The organism is Rahnella sp. PAMC25559 (assembly GCF_050632365.1).
Classification (GTDB): domain Bacteria; phylum Pseudomonadota; class Gammaproteobacteria; order Enterobacterales; family Enterobacteriaceae; genus Rahnella; species Rahnella rivi.
On the sequence record NZ_CP192543.1, the window covers coordinates 558,844 to 576,184 of the forward strand.

General features: G+C 54.2%; 13 protein-coding genes and 1 pseudogene. 6 read left to right on the top strand and 8 right to left on the bottom strand.

What is annotated here, in order from left to right; all coding sequences use genetic code 11:
- Positions 1 to 48: 48 nt before the first annotated feature.
- The gene (locus ACQZQY_RS03965; protein ID WP_056775524.1) at positions 49 to 744 is read right to left on the bottom strand and encodes a pirin family protein; all 696 of its coding nucleotides are present in this window, start codon (positions 742 to 744) and stop codon (positions 49 to 51) included.
- A 524-nt stretch (positions 745 to 1,268) separates the two neighbouring features.
- Between ACQZQY_RS03965 and ACQZQY_RS03970 the strand changes: the two genes are divergently transcribed.
- Complete coding sequence (locus ACQZQY_RS03970) at positions 1,269 to 1,766, top strand: GNAT family N-acetyltransferase (protein ID WP_431296642.1); 498 nt, start codon at positions 1,269 to 1,271, stop codon at positions 1,764 to 1,766.
- A gap of 15 nt (positions 1,767 to 1,781) precedes the next feature.
- On the opposite strand, the gene ACQZQY_RS03975 is transcribed toward ACQZQY_RS03970, so the two are convergent.
- Positions 1,782 to 2,999, bottom strand: coding sequence for an MFS transporter (locus ACQZQY_RS03975; protein ID WP_056775529.1), 1,218 nt, complete (start codon positions 2,997 to 2,999; stop codon positions 1,782 to 1,784).
- A 196-nt stretch (positions 3,000 to 3,195) separates the two neighbouring features.
- Here ACQZQY_RS03975 and ACQZQY_RS03980 point away from each other — a divergent pair, with 196 nt between their 5' ends.
- Positions 3,196 to 4,914, top strand: a complete 1,719-nt coding sequence (locus tag ACQZQY_RS03980; protein ID WP_431296643.1) for a lysophospholipid acyltransferase family protein — start codon at positions 3,196 to 3,198, stop codon at positions 4,912 to 4,914.
- Positions 4,915 to 4,976: 62 nt separating this feature from the next.
- Here ACQZQY_RS03980 and ACQZQY_RS03985 read toward each other — a convergent pair whose 3' ends face one another.
- Together ACQZQY_RS03985 and ACQZQY_RS03990 are read right to left on the bottom strand one after the other, a co-directional pair.
- Entirely contained in the window at positions 4,977 to 5,960 is a 984-nt protein-coding gene (locus ACQZQY_RS03985; RefSeq protein WP_431296644.1) for an FKBP-type peptidyl-prolyl cis-trans isomerase N-terminal domain-containing protein, read from the bottom strand.
- A gap of 268 nt (positions 5,961 to 6,228) precedes the next feature.
- Positions 6,229 to 7,433 (bottom strand): annotated as a pseudogene (locus ACQZQY_RS03990) (serine hydrolase domain-containing protein).
- A gap of 392 nt (positions 7,434 to 7,825) precedes the next feature.
- Between ACQZQY_RS03990 and ACQZQY_RS03995 the strand changes: the two are divergent.
- Both ACQZQY_RS03995 and ACQZQY_RS04000 read left to right on the top strand, forming a co-directional pair.
- Positions 7,826 to 9,481, top strand: a complete 1,656-nt coding sequence (locus ACQZQY_RS03995) for a methyl-accepting chemotaxis protein (protein WP_431296645.1) — start codon at positions 7,826 to 7,828, stop codon at positions 9,479 to 9,481.
- A 41-nt stretch (positions 9,482 to 9,522) separates the two neighbouring features.
- Positions 9,523 to 9,831, top strand: a complete 309-nt coding sequence (locus ACQZQY_RS04000) for a hypothetical protein (protein ID WP_056775543.1) — start codon at positions 9,523 to 9,525, stop codon at positions 9,829 to 9,831.
- A gap of 141 nt (positions 9,832 to 9,972) precedes the next feature.
- On the opposite strand, the gene ACQZQY_RS04005 is transcribed toward ACQZQY_RS04000, so the two are convergent.
- On the bottom strand, positions 9,973 to 11,175 hold the full coding sequence (locus ACQZQY_RS04005; protein WP_122097258.1) for an NAD(P)/FAD-dependent oxidoreductase: 1,203 nt from the start codon (positions 11,173 to 11,175) through the stop codon (positions 9,973 to 9,975).
- A gap of 322 nt (positions 11,176 to 11,497) precedes the next feature.
- On the opposite strand from ACQZQY_RS04005, the gene pitA reads away from it, so the two are divergent.
- Positions 11,498 to 13,003: an inorganic phosphate transporter PitA gene (gene pitA / locus ACQZQY_RS04010; protein WP_056775551.1), complete on the top strand. Its 1,506-nt coding sequence runs from the start codon at positions 11,498 to 11,500 to the stop codon at positions 13,001 to 13,003.
- Between the two features lie 104 nt (positions 13,004 to 13,107).
- Here pitA and uspB read toward each other — a convergent pair whose 3' ends face one another.
- Positions 13,108 to 13,443, bottom strand: a complete 336-nt coding sequence (gene uspB, locus ACQZQY_RS04015; protein WP_056775554.1) for a universal stress protein UspB — start codon at positions 13,441 to 13,443, stop codon at positions 13,108 to 13,110.
- 347 nt (positions 13,444 to 13,790) lie between these two features.
- Here uspB and uspA point away from each other — a divergent pair, with 347 nt between their 5' ends.
- A complete protein-coding gene (gene uspA / locus ACQZQY_RS04020; RefSeq protein WP_014333460.1) occupies positions 13,791 to 14,231 on the top strand; it encodes a universal stress protein UspA in 441 nt (146 codons plus the stop codon).
- A gap of 101 nt (positions 14,232 to 14,332) precedes the next feature.
- Here uspA and rsmJ read toward each other — a convergent pair whose 3' ends face one another.
- Both rsmJ and prlC read right to left on the bottom strand, forming a co-directional pair.
- On the bottom strand, positions 14,333 to 15,079 hold the full coding sequence (rsmJ, locus tag ACQZQY_RS04025; RefSeq protein ID WP_122097256.1) for a 16S rRNA (guanine(1516)-N(2))-methyltransferase RsmJ: 747 nt from the start codon (positions 15,077 to 15,079) through the stop codon (positions 14,333 to 14,335).
- Between the two features lie 9 nt (positions 15,080 to 15,088).
- Complete coding sequence (prlC, locus tag ACQZQY_RS04030) at positions 15,089 to 17,149, bottom strand: oligopeptidase A (RefSeq protein WP_431296646.1); 2,061 nt, start codon at positions 17,147 to 17,149, stop codon at positions 15,089 to 15,091.
- Positions 17,150 to 17,341 lie beyond the last annotated feature (192 nt).

Below are 17,341 nucleotides of genomic sequence, written 5' to 3' on the forward strand. Positions count from 1 at the left end.
ACGTAAAAAAGGCGACCGGAGTCGCCTTCAGGGGTGTTACCTGCCTGTTCAGACCGGTGGCAGATCAAACAGCAGAATTTCACTGTCTTCATCGGCATGAACGGACAGCGCCGTTTCATCCCAGATCGCCAGCGCATCGCTTGGCCCTGCTTTCTGACCGTTGATGGAGACGGTGCCTTTCACCACCTGGATCCACACACGACGTTCTGCCTGAATCTGATAGACAGACTGTTCGTCTTTTTTCAGCGCCCAGCGGGACAATTCCATGTCCTGGAAGACTTTCAGTGAACCATCACGTGCATCCGGAGAAAGCACCAGCTGGCGGCCTTGTGGCGCGTCGAACATACGTTGTTCATAACGCGGTTCCAGACCTTTTTTATCCGGAATGATCCAGATCTGATACAGATGCAATTTGCGGTCTTTGTTGCCGTTGTACTCAGAGTGAGTCACGCCGGTACCGGCACTCATGATCTGGAATTCACCCGCCTGAATCTGCTCTTTGTTGCCCATGCTGTCCTGATGTTCCACGGTGCCTTCGAGCACGTAGGTCAGGATTTCCATGTCTTTATGCGGATGTTTGCCAAACCCTTGCCCTTCGTCGATAAAGTCTTCATTGATGACCCGCAGTGCGGAGAATCCCATGAAGTTTGCATCGTAGTAATCGGCGAAAGAGAAAGTGTGCCAGCTTTCCAGCCAGCCGTGACTTGCGTGACCGCGTTCTTGTGCTTTGCGTAAGTAGATCATGTTCAACTCTCCTCAATGTTTTCTCTAGTCTAGTCAACGGCTGAGAATAAGAAAGCGTAAAAACTTCACCCCTCTGTTCAAAAAATATGAACAAACGCAGATGACTAAATTCAAAGGAATTGCAGGAGATAAATGCGGGTTTGGGCAGAGAGGGAAAAAGATTTTATCTAAAGAGTGTGAGTGGCAGGCAAGCGAATCCCGGCGGGTTTACCTGAGTCAGTACATGAGTCAGTGATCCGGGTGAGTGAACGGAGCCATCGCCTCTGCCGCTCAAAATAAGGCAAAAAAAAAGCCAGCACCCGGCTGGCTAAATAATACTGGAAGCAATGTGAGCAATGTCGTGCATTCATGGGGACCCGTTTGACCTTGGTGTGAGGCCATCCCCGGAACGCATGGCAATAATAATCATTATCATTCGCACTTGTAAAGCATTTTTTTTCACCACATGACACATTGACACTTTTATTATTCCTGATAAATCTAGAGGATATTCAAACAGTAACCACACTAAAAGGAGTGTCGCTATGAGCGAAATCGTTATACGCCATGCTGAATCAACGGACGCGCAAGCGCTTGGGCAACTTTCCGCGCAGGTGCCGGTGTACAGCGACACTCTGCAACTTCCTTATCCACCCGCCGCCCTCTGGGAAGGCCGCCTGGCGAATTCTTCTCCTCACCGTTTCGCGCTGGTGGCCTGCATTGACGGCAAACTGGTCGGGAATCTGACGCTAATGGTGGAAGAGCCCTGGCGACGCCGCCACGTCGCCACGTTCGGCATTGGCGTGGATGTCAGTTTTCAGGGAAGAGGAGTGGGCAGCAAACTGCTCGAGGCCGCTCTTGAGCTGTGTGATAAGTGGCTGCAGGTGAAACGCGTGGAACTGACGGTCTATGCTGACAATGATGCCGCCATCGCCTTGTACAAAAAGTTTGGTTTCATGCTCGAAGGCCGCAGCCCTTGCTATGCGATGCGTGACGGTGAGCTGGTGGATACGCTGCACATGGGCCGCCTGCACGGCGTGTAATGTGTTGAAAAAGTGTCAGAGGTCGGCGCGGGTTTTCTGCGGTGAAGGACGTAACAACAGCCGCAGCACCAGCGCCATCGCCACCAGAACCAGCAGCGCCGAGCCAGGATAAATCGCCCCGATCCCCGCCTGCGCCATCAGTATTCCCGCCAGGGGGCCGGTGACACCCAGTGATAAATCCAGAAATGCCGAATAGGTTGCCAGCGCGCTGCCCTGATTTTCCTGCGGCAATTTTTTAACCGCCACCACACCCAGCGCCGGAAAGACCAGCGAGAAGCCCGCGCCGGTAAGAAACGCGCCGCCCATCGCCACCCCAGCCGTTGGGGCGAAAAATACCAAAATCAGCCCGATGATTTCCACGGCGAAACACACCAGAGAAACGCGCAGGCCGCCAAAACGGTTGATGCAGTTGGGGAAAAGCAGCCGCATTCCCACGAACGCCGCGCTGAAAAACGTCAAAGAGAATGCCGCGCCCGACCAGCCTTTGGCATCGTAAAACAGCGTGATAAACGTCGCGATCACGCCAAAGCCGGTGGACGCCAGCCCGAGCGCCAGCCCGTACGGCAACACTTTGCCCAGCACCTGCCGGAACGGAAGTTGTGTCGCGGCTTTCCCCGCCACCGGCGCTTTACGCCACGCCGCCAGCAACGCCGTCAGCGCCACCAGAATTATGCAGCCGGAAAGCAGGGTCAGGCCGCCAAGGCTGAAAATCCACACGCCGAGCGGCGCGCCAATCGCCATCGCGCCATACGTCACCACCCCGCTCCACGAAATGACTTTGCCGATATGCAGCGAACCCACCACGCCGATGCCCCACAGCGTTGAACCGGTGCCTGCGAAACTTTGCCCCGCGCCAAGCAGCAAGCGTCCGATGCACAGCAGCGCCAGACTGGCCGCCGGTGAGGCATCCAGCCACAGCGCCAGCAGGTAAAACACCCCGCTCAGCAGGCAGCCGGTCAGGCCGATCATCACCACTTTTTTGGGTCCGACTTTATCGGCATAACGCCCGGCATGCGGGCGGCTGAGCAACGTCGCAAAATATTGCAGGCTGATCACCAGGCCCGCCCAAAACGCGCTGTAACCGAGATGCTCATGTACATACCCTGGCAGGATCGCCAGCGGCAGACCGATGGTCAGATAATTAGCGAAGTTGAACACCAGAATCGAAAGAATGCGCAGCGTGGTCTTTGAAGCAGCAGCCGGAGATAGATCGGGCGAAGCGGGAGCGGGCATGGAAATCAGCGTCTCACGAAAGATGGGTTGGGCATTTTAGTCGCCATGCAGGAGTGTTGACTCTATGGGTATTTGGTTGTTTTCGCAACAAATTGAACCGGTGTTTTATTCAGCCTTCCTCTTACTGCCATCAAAACGTCACATCGCTGTCATGTGCGCTGATTATGGTCGGGAGACTTCAACCGGAGGACATCCTATGTTCAGCATGGATACCCTGTTTCAGGATCTCGACCCGCAGCACAAAACCCCTTCCTGGCAACGCCGTCTGTTAAAAACCCTTTTCCGCGAAAAAGAATTTCACCGTTTTGCCGACCAGTATCAGCACCTGAAAGGGATTGATATGGCCGAGCAGGTGCTTGAGCATTTCAATATTCGCTGTGAACTGACAGAGCGTGACCGGGAGCAGATCCCGAGTTACGGGCCGGTGGTGGTGGTGGCGAACCATCCGATTGGCACGCTCGACGGCCTCGCGCTGTTGCACGCAGTGGCGTCGGTGCGCCCGGATGTCAAAGTGGTGGCAAATCAGCTGTTATCGCTGGTGTCTTCGCTCGGCAGCCTGATGATTCCGGTGGACAATATGGGCAACCGTACCCGCCGCAATCAGGTCACACAAATGCAGGAGCATTTGCAAAATCAGGGCGTGCTGATTGTCTTCCCGGCAGGCGAAGTGTCGCGGATGAGCTCGAAAGGCGTGCGCGACGGCAAATGGCACACCGGTTTTATCCGCCTCGCGGCCAAAGCCCGTGCGCCGGTGGTGCCGGTGCATATCAGCGGCAGCAACAGTGCGCTGTTTTATCTCACGTCGATGATTTACCGCCCGCTGAGTACCCTGCTGCTGGTGCATGAAATGTTTGGCCAGCGCGGCAACAGCCTGACGCTTAAAATCGGCGCGCGCATTCCGTATGCCAGCTGGCACGACGGGCAGATGCAGGCAGGGGATCTGGCGGCGCGTTTTCGTAAACATCTTTACCGCCTTGGTGCAGGCAAGCCGGGGCTTTTCCACACTGAAACGTCGATTGCCCGCGCCGAAGATCGGGCGGTGCTGAAACACGCGCTGGAAGCCAGCGAAGTGCTGGGCAAAACGCCGGACGGCAAGATGATTTATCTCTATCGCCGTCACGGGGAAGATACGGTGCCGATTTTGCGCGAACTGGGCCGGTTGCGCGAAATTGCCTTCCGCGCCGTCGGTGAAGGCAGCGGCCGCCGTCGGGATCTCGACAGTTACGATGACGACTATTATCACCTGGTGCTTTGGGATCCGCAGGCGCTGGAGATTGTCGGCGCGTACCGGTTTATCCCGACTGCCGATCAGGTCGCCAGCAAAGGATTGAACGGAATTTACAGTCAGAGTTTGTTTCAGTACGGCCACCAGATGGATCCGATTCTGGCGCAGGGCATCGAACTCGGACGCAGCTTTATTCAGCCTGCGTACTGGGGAAAGCGCGGGCTGGACTATCTTTGGCTGGGCATCGGCGCGTATCTGGCGAAATATCCGCAAACGCGTTATCTGTTTGGCCCGGTGTCGATTTCCGGCGGCATGCCGCTGCCCGCCCGCGATTTGCTGGTGGCATTTTATCGACTGTATTTCGCCCCGACGCTGCCACTGGCGACATCCCTGCGCCCTTATCCGGCGTCGCTGCCTGACGTGTTAGCGCAGTTTTGCGGTGATGATTATCAGGAAGATTTGCAGCGCCTCAAACGTCTGCTGGCCAATCTCGGATGCAGCATTCCGGCGCTGTATAAGCAGTATTCCGAACTTTGCGAAAGCGGCGGCGTGCAGTTTATCGATTTCGGCAGCGACCCGGAATTCAACAACTGCATCGACGGATTGGTGCTGGTGGATCTCAGCCAGCTGAAACCGGCCAAATTTGAGCGCTATATTGCGGTGCATCAGGAAAGTGCCTCCCTGGCTTAATGTGCCAGAGAGGTTGTGGCAGGAAAGCGGCCTCCCCGGCGAAGGGGAGTGCTGACCGGCGGTCAGTGCGGGTTGTTCACGTTCACCACAGACACCGTGTAAATCACCACTGATTTTGGCTTAACGTCCTCACTGTTTTTCCCGACAGCAGCAGGCGGGATAACAATCGTCACTTTTCCGCCTTTGCGGACAAGTTTCACGGCATCACGCAGTACAGGCGGCATGTCGGCCACGCGGAAAATCTGGTTCGCATTTTCAATTTGCGGGCCATCCACCATAGTGCCATCGAGTAATTCCCCTTTGTAGGTCACCTCCACCTGATTGGTGTCTTTGATTCCCGCACCTTCACCTTTATTTTCAACCAGATAGTAAAGGCCTTTCGCGGTCTTTTTCACACCCGGGCGTTTGGCAAACTCTTCAATAAAGGCTTTCTCTGCGCCCTGCTCTTTCGCTGTCGCCGCCTGCGTCAGGATCTTCACCTGCTCATCAAACGCCGTCAGCGTGGCCTGCACATCCTGCGGACTCATCTTTTCGCGCTGGTTAAAGGTATCGGTGATCCCGGCCAGAAGAATGTCTTTGTCCAGCGTAATGTGCAGCGCCTTTTGCTCGACAATCTGCGCTTCAATGTATTTAGCCATGGCAACGCCGCTGGCATAGGCACGCTTTTGCTCTTCGCTGTTCAGGCTGAAAGCGACTTTCTCAGGCTCCGGCGCAACTTCAGCAGCCGGTTCTTTTACCGGCTCAGGCTCGGGTTCCGCCGTCGCGTGAGTGAGGGGCAGCGTGGTCACGGCAACGGCCGGGGCAGCAGGTTGTGCGTCTGGCGTAGCGGGCGGAGTGGCATCAGGTAAGGCCGGTGCAGGTGCCTCCGGGGTTTGAGGCGTCGTCAGAGGTGCAGCGGGTACAGCTGGCGCAATCGTGGCGGCGTTATTTTCCGAACCGGTAACCTGAGCAGCGGCCGGTTCATTGGCAAAAACCTTAAAGGAATAACAAAACATCATCATGAGGCTTAGCACATAAGCGCTCTTCTTCGCAGGAATAAAAGACATGGGATTACCTTCGCAATAAAATTACTTTGTTGAATCTTATAAATCAGGGAAATAGCGTTCATCGCGATAAAACCGGTGCACATTAAAATAGAAAATGCAGCGAGTTTTCCTGCGGATAAAGTGAAGCCCACTTTGCAATGGTGACAAAAGATTCAAAACATGATGGCGCAATGATTTCATACACGAGTAAATAATGCGAATTTTTTTCACATTATTTACGTTACATGGTCATGAATGTATTAGGATTTTTCGCACTTAATGAGGATATTTACTGACAGGTTTCCCGGTAGTCATCCGCCATTGCCATTTTTAATAACAAATCATGACCAATATAGTTACTCCAGTTAAAGGAATTCTGTAACACGACAACTGCATTCTGATGTTTTTTATCAAAACCGATATAACTGGAGTATCCGCCGATATATCCGACCTGATAAGTAATTATCTGGTTATCTTTATAATCAGTGACCCAGGCAATATTGGAGGCCTCAATTTCTCTTTCGAAATAGACTTTTTCTGTGACCTGAATAGCCGCGTTGAGATCGCCGGTGCGGGAATTCTCGATATGCGCACGAAGATATTTCAGCAGATCATCGGCGTTGCTGTACAGATTGGCCGCTGCCACCATGTTGTTGGTGAAGTACCAGTCAGGCACCACTTTGCCGCGGCGAATAAACTTCGGCTGATCGCCCGCATGACCGATCGCGCGATAAGGGTAATCTTTCAGCGTCGGGCCGTGGAAGCTGGTATTGGTCATTTTCAGCGAGTTAAAGATAAAGTCATACGCCAGTTGCTGGATGTCTTCGCCGGTTTTTACTTTGAGAATGTAGCCAAGAAGCGCGTAACCCAGATTGGAATACTGAGGCTCCCGCTTTTGCGGCTTTTTGAACGAAGAGAGATCGTTCACTACCGCATCGCTGTCCAGTTCGTTATAAAAATTGTCGCCGGTATACAGATATTTCAGGAAGCTCTGCAACATGTCTTTGTTCATGTTTTGTCGCGGTAAACCGGAAGTATGTGTGGCCAGCTGCAACAAGGTGATGTTCCGGGCATCCGGGCTGAGCAGAATATTTTTGGCAATAAGTCCGAGAGTTTATCGTCCCAGTTCAGTTGCCCTTTATCGACCAGCCCGGCCACCACTTCACCGGTCACGCCCTTACTCACTGAACCGAGCGCAAACAGCGTTTCCCCGTCAATTTTGTAGCCATTTACTGCGTTGGTATACCCATAGCCCCAGGTCCGGGCTTCGCCGTTGTTGCGGATAATCCCTATCGCCAGGCCGCTGGCTTTTTCCTTCTTCATATATTGCTGAACAATACCGTCAACCAGCCCGTCGAGATTTTTCGTGCAGGCAAGTTGCTTTACCGCCTGCGGGCTTTCTTTCACCTGCATCTCGGATAAGGTTCCGCACGCGGTCAGAAGCAAAGGAAGCATGATGCTCAGGCCAGAAAATCGTCCCGTTATTCTTTTCATTGCATTGATTTATAGAGCGAAGTTGAACGGCGACGACAGTGAATACACATCAGATGACCTTGTGACAGAAAAAGAGGCTCGCCGGATGGCGCGCTGCAGGCCGCAGACTGTGTCATTTCCCCGCGCTTTTCAATGAGAAATTGACGCGATCCTGATGTTCTTTTGCACAAACCCGCCGGGCGTCGGGGGAATCATTCAACATCGTCTGAGAGAGCATGAAAAATCTCTTTACCTGCATAAAAAATCATTTTAAACACCAACGCGAAACATTGACTTAACGTAAATAATTGAATTAGATCGGTTTAATTAACGTTGGCGCAACCTTTGCCGATAACCTTGATTCACGTCATGCCACTTTCACGAAGGCCGGACTTTTAAAATCAGGGGAAAATATGAACATCACACAGCGTCTTTTACTGACGTTCTCACTGCTATCTGCCGCCCTCATCGCTCTGGGGGTCGCCGCCATTATGTTGATTTCGGGTTTCCAGGACCGGTTTGAATATGTTCAGGTCAATGCGATCCCTTCCATCAAAGATCTCAATAAACTCATCGATCAGAGCAACAGGCTTTCCCTCACGCTCTATAAACACCAGAGCCAGACCGATAACAGCAAAATGCCTGAGGTAGAAACCCTCATTCAGCAGCGGATTGCCGGGCTGAAAACGCTGACGGAATATTATCTGCAACACGATATCTCCAGCGCTGAAGATGAAAGGCTGACCCACGTCGCTTTCGACAATATTCGTAAAGTGGAGGAAAAGCTCCCGGCGTTTCTGGCCTCATCACGGGCACATCAGGATGACGTCAGTCTGGCGCTGATTGAGGGCGACGGCGGCATCGGCATGGCTATCCGTCAGCTCATCTCCGATTACCAGAAACAGCTTACCGTTAACATCGACATCGGTGAGGGGTTGCGCGCCACTAACCGCAGCATTTTCAACGCCACACTCTGGGGGATGGGCAGCGGCGTGACGATCACCATCCTGCTGCTGGGTTTCTTTGCGCTGGTCACCATCCGCCGCGTACGGAAAAGCCTGCTGGCCATCGGGGATATCATGACCATCGCCAGCGAACGGCTGGATTTGACGGTGAGCGCCGATGCCAGCCGTCATGACGAAGTGGGCAACATGGCCCGCGCCTTCAACAGCCTGATGCAACGCGTCTCCGGAGCACTGTTGTCCGTGAGTGCGGCGTCACAGTCGGTCAGCAGCGCGTCGGCACAAATCGCGGCCGGTAACGAAGATCTCTCCTCGCGCACCGAGCAGCAGGCCGCCTCGCTGGAACAGACCGCCGCCAGCATGACCGAACTCAGCGAGACGGTTCGCCAGACCGCCGACAACACGCGTCAGGCCAGCCAACTGGCGGGCAACATGAATGCGCTGTCGGAGAAAAGTGCCTCCTCGCTGGAAACCATGCTGAGCACCATGGGCGATATCCGCAGCAGTTCCCGCAAAGTCACCGAGATCATCACGCTTATCGAGGGCATCGCCTTCCAGACCAATATTCTGGCGTTGAACGCCGCCGTGGAAGCGGCACGCGCCGGTGAACACGGTAAAGGATTTGCTGTGGTGGCCGGTGAGGTCAGAAATCTGTCACAGCGTTCGACCACCGCCGCACGTGAAATAAAAGCACTGATCGACCTCTCCTACAGCCTGATCGAAGCCGGTGCCCATCAGGCGGGCGATGTCGGCGAGAACATGAACTCGATGGGCAACGCCATCCGTCAGGTTACGGATCTGGTGAACGAGATTGCCGCTGCGGCTACCGAGCAGAGTCAGGGAATTTCTCAGGTGCATCAGGCCGTTAATCAGATGGATGATGTGACCCAGCAGAACGCCGCGCTGGTGGAAGAAGCCTCTTCAGCCTCGCGCTCGTTGCAGGATCAGGCCGACGGCCTGGCGCGGCTGGTCGGTGAATTCCGCCTGAGCGACGCCACCGGCCAGCGTCAGTCCTTCGTAAAACCGGCGCAGACGCTGGCTGCACTGCCACGCACGCAAAAACCGGGCACTCCGCCACACAATGAGGCCGACTGGCAACGTTTCTGATCAGGCTTTTACCGTCGTCTTATTACAGGGAGAACAGCATTATGGATAATCTTGAGGAGCAGGCAGACCATCTGGAAAAGCACAAGGCATTGGTGGAAAGCTTTGAACAGATGGCGGCGCTGGTGAATCAGCTTGCCACCGGGGAATACCGGTCGCTGGATCTGTACATCAATAACTGCCGCCATTTTCGCGATCGCAGCCTGGAAGTTCAGGCAGTGCTGGCAGATAAATGTTTTGAAACTTACCTGATGCGCCACGATATAACGCTGTATTACAGCATTCACAGCGTGAATATGGCCTTTGGCATGATGACCAATATGCTGGAAAACCTGAAAAGATTCTTGTCCTGAGAACGCGTTAAACAGCGCCAGATACCTGACACGGAGCATGTGAAGGGTCACCCTGAAGATTCGCGAGTGTTTTCAGGGTGTTTTTGTATTCATCGCCGTGATAACTGGCAGCCAGTCGCGGTGTGAAATTGATGAGTTGGGTTAACTGACGCGGCCAGCCACCAGATCCTGCGCACACGCCCACGCGGAACTCCACGCCCACTGAAAATTGTAACCGCCCAGCCAGCCAGTCACGTCCACCACTTCACCGATAAAGTACAAACCCGGCACTTTCGCAGCGGCCATGGTTTTAGAAGACAACTCCCTGGTATCGACACCGCCGAGCGTCACTTCCGCCGTGCGGTAACCTTCGGTGCCGTTCGGCTGCACCTGCCAGTTTTGCAGTTGTTCAACCAGCTCCGCCTGCTGCGGCACGTTGAGCTGTTTGAGCGTCACGTCCGGCAACTGGCCGAGCGTTTGCAGACATTCCACCAGACGCTTCGGCAGTTGCATCGCCAGCGTATTTTTCAGGCTTTGATTGGGATGTTCCTGCCGCTGGTCATTGAGAAACGCCGCCAGATCGACGTCAGGCAGTAAGTTAACGCTCACAAACTCACCTGGCAGCCAGTAGCTGGAAAGCTGTAAAACGGCCGGGCCGGACATGCCGCGATGGGTGAAGAGAATGCTTTCACGGAAAACCGTGCCGTCTTCTGCGGTCAGCACCGCAGGCACTGACACGCCCGAGAGGGTTTGCAGGTGATCCAGCAGCGGTTTGTGCAGGGTAAAGGGCACCAGACCGGCGCGGGTCGGCAATACTTTCAGCCCAAACTGCTCCGCCAGACGGTAACCGAACGGCGTCGCGCCCAGCCCCGGCATGGAAAGCCCCCCGCTTGCAACAACAAGTGAGTGAGTGCTTACAGTTGAGCCGTTCACCTTGATGACAAAGCCATTTTCCGTTTTCTGTACGTCGGAAATCTCACTGCGCAACCGGACATCGACGTTGCCCAGTTCGCATTCTTTATCCAGCAGCGCCACGATTTGCTGTGCGGAGTCATCGCAAAAAAGCTGACCGAGGGTTTTCTCGTGCCAGGCGATGTTGTAGCGGTTGACCATATCGATAAAATCCCACTGGGTGTAACGCGCCAGGGCGGATTTGCAGAAATGCGGGTTTTCGGAAAGATAGGCGGCCGGTTCGGCATACAGATTAGTAAAATTGCAGCGTCCGCCCCCCGACATCAAAATTTTACGCCCGGTTTTCTTACCATTATCCAGCAGCAGAACCCGGCAGCCACCCTGTCCGGCCTGCGCTGCACAGAACATGCCTGCCGCACCCGCACCTATGACTACCACATCAACCTGTTCCACTTTTGGCCTCTCTTTCCGGAAAATTCAGCTACGTTTTAAATAGTATACGCCCTGCGCACAGGAGGATTTTGACCGCTGCGCGTCGCGGATTGTAAGGGACTGACGGGGTATAAACCAGTCACAGGGGCTTTGCATGAGGCAAAGTAAGCAAATGTTTCAGATAGCAAAGACCCAACAACCTGCTGATTAATAAAAAGTTAATCTACATTGCAACATTTTTTGAACTGTTTTTAATCAAAAAAATGTCATATTTTCCTTTTATCGGCCCCCTGTTCTCGCAGATAATGCGCGGCGTTCATGACCACTAACTGGCGTAACAATTATGCTGCATCTATTTGCCGGGTTGGATATTCATACCGGTTCGTTATTGATTCTCGCGTTACTGTTTGTCCTGTTCTATGAAGCCATTAACGGTTTTCATGATACGGCCAATGCAGTAGCAACCGTCATCTATACCCGGGCAATGCGTTCGCAATTAGCGGTCGTGATGGCGGGTGTGTTTAACTTTCTTGGCGTCATACTCGGTGGTTTGAGTGTGGCTTATGCCATCGTCCATTTGCTTCCAACCGATCTTCTGCTCAACGTGGGTTCCACTCATGGCCTTGCCATGGTGTTCTCGATGTTACTGGCAGCGATCATCTGGAACCTCGGCACCTGGTATTTCGGCCTGCCGGCGTCCAGCTCCCATACGCTGATCGGCGCCATCATTGGTGTCGGGTTGACCAATGCATTAATGACTCACACGTCCGTGGTCGATGCATTAAACATCCCAAAAATGATCGGTATTTTTGCCTCTCTGATTATCTCGCCTCTGGTCGGGATGATTGTGGCGGGGACCATGATTTTCCTGTTACGTCGCTACTGGAGCGGCAACAAGAAACATGCCCGTATCCACCTGACGCCTGCTGAACGTGAAAAGAAAGACGGCAAGAAAAAGCCGCCGTTCTGGACCCGTATTGGCCTGATCCTGTCGGCTATCGGCGTGAGCTTCTCTCACGGCGCTAACGACGGTCAGAAAGGTATCGGTCTTATCATGCTGGTTCTGATTGGTGTGGCTCCGGCAGGTTTTGTGCTGAACATGAGCGCCACCGGTTACGACATTACCCGTACCCGCGACGCCGTGACGCACCTCGGGCAGTATTATCAGCAGCACGTTGATGCGGTACCCCACGTGGTAGCACAAACGCCACTGGTGCCTGCGCCAGACGTGAATATTGCCCCGACCGATGCAGCAAAAGTGTTCCATTGCGACAGCAGCCATGCGCTTGATGCTATTGGCCGTGCGCAAACTCTGCTGACCAATCTTCCGTCCTACAGCGCATTGTCACCGGATGAACGCAGCCATATGCGTCGCCTGCTGATGTGCGTGTCTGATACGGCAGATAAAGTCGCTAAGCTGCCGGAAACGTCACCTGCGGATAAACGCTTCCTGGGTGAACTGAAAACCGACATTCTTCAAACCGTGGAATATGCTCCGATCTGGATCATTATCGCTGTGGCTCTGGCACTGGCGCTGGGCACCATGATTGGCTGGAAGCGCGTTGCGACCACCATTGGCGAGAAGATTGGTAAGAAAGGCATGACCTACGCACAGGGTCTGTCAGCACAGCTTACTGCGGCGGTGTCTATCGGTGTTGCCAGCTACACGGGTATGCCGGTTTCCACGACACACGTGTTGTCCTCTGCGGTGGCGGGCACCATGATTGTGGACGGTGGCGGTGTGCAGTCGAAGACCGTGAAAAACATCGCGATGGCCTGGATCTTAACCCTGCCAGTCTCGATTGTCCTTTCCGGCCTGTTGTACTGGATTGCGCTGAAGCTCATCTGATAAGCGTCTGAATCTCGGTTCAGAATAGAAAAAGGCGACCTGTGTTGAACAAGGTCGCCTTTTTTATTTCCTTTTTCACACATCCTCACAACGATTATTCAGATTTAATACCAGATGAGCATCGCCATCATACTGATGAGAATAAGCCCTACCAGCGCTGTCGTCAGAACAAACTGACCGCGCACCCGCTCACAACGGCGGATAAATTCAGGATCGTGATGTTCAACGTAGCGCTGAGCATAAATATAACGCACCAGCCTGATTTGCTTACTCGGTTGCCCGTGAGACGTAAAGAATCCACCGCCATCAACATATTGATACAGCAGGGGATCACATCCCCGAAGAACCACCAGCAATGCGCGCAAAGAAGAATAATAGCGCAGCATATTCACCACACACACAAAACATAAAGCCCAAAATAGCGCAACGGGACTGATCATGATTCCCCCTCAAGGCGAACTCACCCCGCGCACTGCGGCCATCAACTCTGCCGCACACCCGACGTTTCGCCCTGCCTTTCCGCGATTTCACACCCCGGACACGAATATGTCCGCCCTCTTTCACATCACAGAAAATTGCCAAAACAGGAGAAGCCTGCATTATTCAGTGTAGGAAACGAATCTGGAAATAGGGAAGACGCCTCATATTATTTATATCTATCGATTGCCGGAACAGGAAATGGGATCTGTATGCTTGATTTGTTTAACCATTTTGGCGCTATACTAAAAGCATGACTTTCGCATGATGCAGATATTGCTGTTAACCGACTTATGGAAGGAGTTTTCTTATGGCTTACAAACACATACTCATTGCTGTAGACCTGTCGCCGGAGAGCAAGGTTTTAGTTGAGAAAGCCGTCTCCATGGCGCGCCCTTACAACGCTAAAGTGTCCCTGATCCACGTTGATGTGAACTATTCAGACCTGTACACCGGCCTTATCGACGTCAATCTGGGCGACATGCAGAAACGTATTTCCGAAGAAACTCACCACGCGCTGAATGAATTGTCGCAAAACGCAGGTTATCCGATTTCAGAAACCCTGAGTGGCAGCGGTGATTTAGCACAGGTTCTGGTTGATGCGATTAATAAATACGGCGTGGATTTGGTGCTGTGCGGCCATCACCAGGATTTCTGGAGCAAACTGATGTCCTCCGCCCGCCAGCTGATCAACACCGTACATATCGACATGCTGATCGTGCCGCTGCGCGATGAGGAAGAAGAAGCGTAAGACACACTGTCCCGCTGAAACGGCTATAAAAATGCCCGCAGGTGAAAAACCGGCGGGCATTTTTTTATGGCTATAACGGAAGTGGCTAAAGCACCAGTGCGTTACAGCGGCGTATAAATATCAAACCGGTGGCTTTTGGTGACCACGGCGGCCTGGGCAGGAATATCGGCCATTGGCGGGGCGTAATCCGGGCGTTTCACCACGATTCGTTTTGTCGCTAAACGACGCGCCGGTTCCAGCAGGCCATCGGCATCTTCGTCCGGGCCGACGAGTCCCTGAAACACCCGCATCTCTTTCTTCACCAGCGCACTTTTCTGTTTGTGCGGATACATCGGGTCGAGATACACCACTTCCGGCTTTGGCGAAAGCTCAGAAAGCGCCGTCAGGCTTGAAGCGTGCAGCAGCGTCATACGCTCACGCAGCCACGGACCGATTTCCGCATCGCGATAGCCACGCGCCAGCCCGTCATCGAGCAATGCCGCCACGACCGGATTGCGCTCCAGCATCCGCACCCTGCAGCCCAGAGAAGCGAGCACAAACGCATCGCGCCCCAGCCCTGCGGTGGCATCGACGACATCCGGCAGATAGCGGCCTTTAACACCGACGGCTTTCGCCACCGCTTCACCCCGCCCGCCGCCGAATTTACGCCGGTGCGCCAGGGTGCCGCCGACGAAATCGACAAAAATCGCGCCGAGTTTGGGCTCGTCGCGTTTGCGTAATTCCAGACGTTCAGGCGTCAGCACCAGCGCCATCACGGCATCCGGATCAGACGTCAGATTCCAGCGCTGCGCCAGAACAGATAAGGCGCCTTCATCGGCGCCTTCTTCACACAGTAAACACACACTCACAGGCAGAGGTTATCCTTTGATTCCGTAGTGGCGCAGCATAGCATCCAGCTGCGGCTCACGCCCGCGGAAGCGTTTGAACAGATCCATCGGCTCTTCGGAACCGCCGCGCGACAGAATGTTATCGAGGAACGACTGACCGGTTTCGCGGTTGAAAATCCCGTCTTCTTCAAAGCGGGAATACGCATCGGCAGACAGCACTTCCGCCCACAGATAGCTGTAGTAACCGGCCGCATAACCGCCTGCAAAGATGTGGCTGAAGGCGTGCGGGAAACGTCCCCATGACGGTGACGGCACCACGGCAACCTGCTTCTTAATTTCTGCCAGCGTTTGCAGGATTTGCGCGCCTTTGGCCGGATCATATTCCGCATGCATACGGAAATCGAACAGGCCAAACTCCAGCTGACGCAGGATAAACAGCGCCGCCTGATAGTTTTTCGCCGCCAGCATTTTATCCAGCATCTCTTTCGGCAACGGTTCGCCGGTTTCGAAATGGCCGGAGATGAACGCCAGCGCGTCCGGCTCCCAGCACCAGTTTTCCATAAACTGGCTTGGCAGCTCGACGGCATCCCACGGCACACCGGAAATACCGGCGACTCCCGGGGTGTCGATGCGGGTCAGCATATGATGCAGGCCGTGACCGAACTCATGGAACAGCGTGGTGACTTCGTTGTGCGTGAACAGCGCCGGTTTATTGCCGACCGGGCCGTTGAAGTTACAGGTCAGGTACGCGACCGGTTTTTGCAGCTCGCCGTCAGCTTTACGCAGGCTGCCGACGCAGTCATTCATCCAGGCGCCGCCGCGTTTGTGCTCGCGGGCATACAGATCGAGGTAGAAGCTGCCGCGCAGGTCGCCGGTTTCATCAAACAGGTCGAAGAAACGTACGTCTTTGTGCCAGGTTTCCACGTCTTTACGCTCTTTGGCGGTGATGCCGTAAATACGTTTCACCACTTCGAACAGCCCTTCCAGCACGCGCTGTTCAGGGAAATAAGGGCGGAGTTGCTCGTCGTTGATGGAGAACAGATGCTGTTTCTGTTTTTCACCGTAGAACGGCAAATCCCAGGCTTCCATTTCATCCACGCCGAAGTGTTCTTTGGCGAAGGCGCGCAACTGCGCCAGCTCCTGCTCACCCTGCGGGCGGGCGCGCGTCGCCAGACCGCTCAGGAAGTCGATCACCTGCGCCGGGCTTTCCGCCATTTTGGTGGCGAGGGACATGTCCGCGTAAGAGTCAAAGCCCAGCAGCTGCGCCAGTTCATGACGCAGCGATAAAATCTCCGCCATCACTTCACTGTTATCCCACTTACCGGCGTTAGGGCCCTGATCGGAGGCGCGGGTGCCGAATGCGCGGTACATTTCTTCACGCAGCGCACGGTTTTCACCGTAGGTAATCACCGGCAGATAGCTCGGGATATCCAGCGTCAGCAACCAGCCTTCCTGCTCTTTCGATTCGGCCAGGGCTTTGGCAGCCGCCAGCGCGCTTTCCGGCAGACCTTTCAGGTCGTTCTCATCCGTGATGAGTTTGCTCCAGCCCATGGTGGCGTCGAGCACGTTGTTGCTGTAAGTCGAGCCAAGCTCGGACAGACGCGCGGAAATTTCACCGTAACGTTTCTGTTTTTCCATCGGCAAACCAATGCCGGACAGCTCGAAATCACGCAGCGCGTTATCAATGGCTTTTTTCTGCGCCACGGACAGCGTGTTGAAATGCTCGCTGGCTTTGAGATCGCAATAAGCCTGATACAACCCGGCATGCTGACCCGCCCAGGTACTGAATTCGGATAAAATCGGCAGGCACTGCTCGTAAGCTTCACGCAGTTCCGGGCTGTTTTTCACCGCATTCAGGTGGCCGACCGGCGACCAGATACGCCCCAGACGATCGTCACTTTCTGCCAGCGGCTGACACAGGTTTTCCCACGTATATGGCGCACCTTGTGCGACCACGCGTTCGATGGTCTGGCGGCTTTCTTCAATCGCAGACTTCATCGCAGGGACAATATGTTCAGGTTGGATCGCAGAGAAAGGCGGCAGGGAGAACGGTTTTAAGAGCGGATTCGACGCGTTTTGCTGTTCAGTCATAGGGCCAGTCCTTCGTAATAGCGTTTGGGGCTGATGCGTCTGTGGCGCACCACGCCGTGAATTCGGGTCGTCTTAAAGATGACGTAACTTCTAACATGCGGTCAAGTGACGGGGAAATCAAGGGTGGCGCCGATATCGTCCGGCTGGCACAGATATTCATGTTATCAATCACTCCCGCTCGAATTATCAGCC

Excerpts from the sequence above, each read along its gene's own strand:
- prlC (WP_431296646.1), bottom strand. The coding sequence starts at position 17,149 with ATGACTGAACAGCAAAACGCGTCGAATCCGCTCTTAAAACCGTTCTCC.
- ACQZQY_RS03970 (WP_431296642.1), top strand. The coding sequence starts at position 1,269 with ATGAGCGAAATCGTTATACGCCATGCTGAATCAACGGACGCGCAAGCG.
- ACQZQY_RS03980 (WP_431296643.1), top strand. The coding sequence starts at position 3,196 with ATGTTCAGCATGGATACCCTGTTTCAGGATCTCGACCCGCAGCACAAA.
- uspA (WP_014333460.1), top strand. The coding sequence starts at position 13,791 with ATGGCTTACAAACACATACTCATTGCTGTAGACCTGTCGCCGGAGAGC.
- ACQZQY_RS03985 (WP_431296644.1), bottom strand. The coding sequence starts at position 5,960 with ATGTCTTTTATTCCTGCGAAGAAGAGCGCTTATGTGCTAAGCCTCATG.
- ACQZQY_RS04000 (WP_056775543.1), top strand. The coding sequence starts at position 9,523 with ATGGATAATCTTGAGGAGCAGGCAGACCATCTGGAAAAGCACAAGGCA.
- ACQZQY_RS03965 (WP_056775524.1), bottom strand. The coding sequence starts at position 744 with ATGATCTACTTACGCAAAGCACAAGAACGCGGTCACGCAAGTCACGGC.
- uspB (WP_056775554.1), bottom strand. The coding sequence starts at position 13,443 with ATGATCAGTCCCGTTGCGCTATTTTGGGCTTTATGTTTTGTGTGTGTG.
- ACQZQY_RS03975 (WP_056775529.1), bottom strand. The coding sequence starts at position 2,999 with ATGCCCGCTCCCGCTTCGCCCGATCTATCTCCGGCTGCTGCTTCAAAG.
- pitA (WP_056775551.1), top strand. The coding sequence starts at position 11,498 with ATGCTGCATCTATTTGCCGGGTTGGATATTCATACCGGTTCGTTATTG.
- ACQZQY_RS03995 (WP_431296645.1), top strand. The coding sequence starts at position 7,826 with ATGAACATCACACAGCGTCTTTTACTGACGTTCTCACTGCTATCTGCC.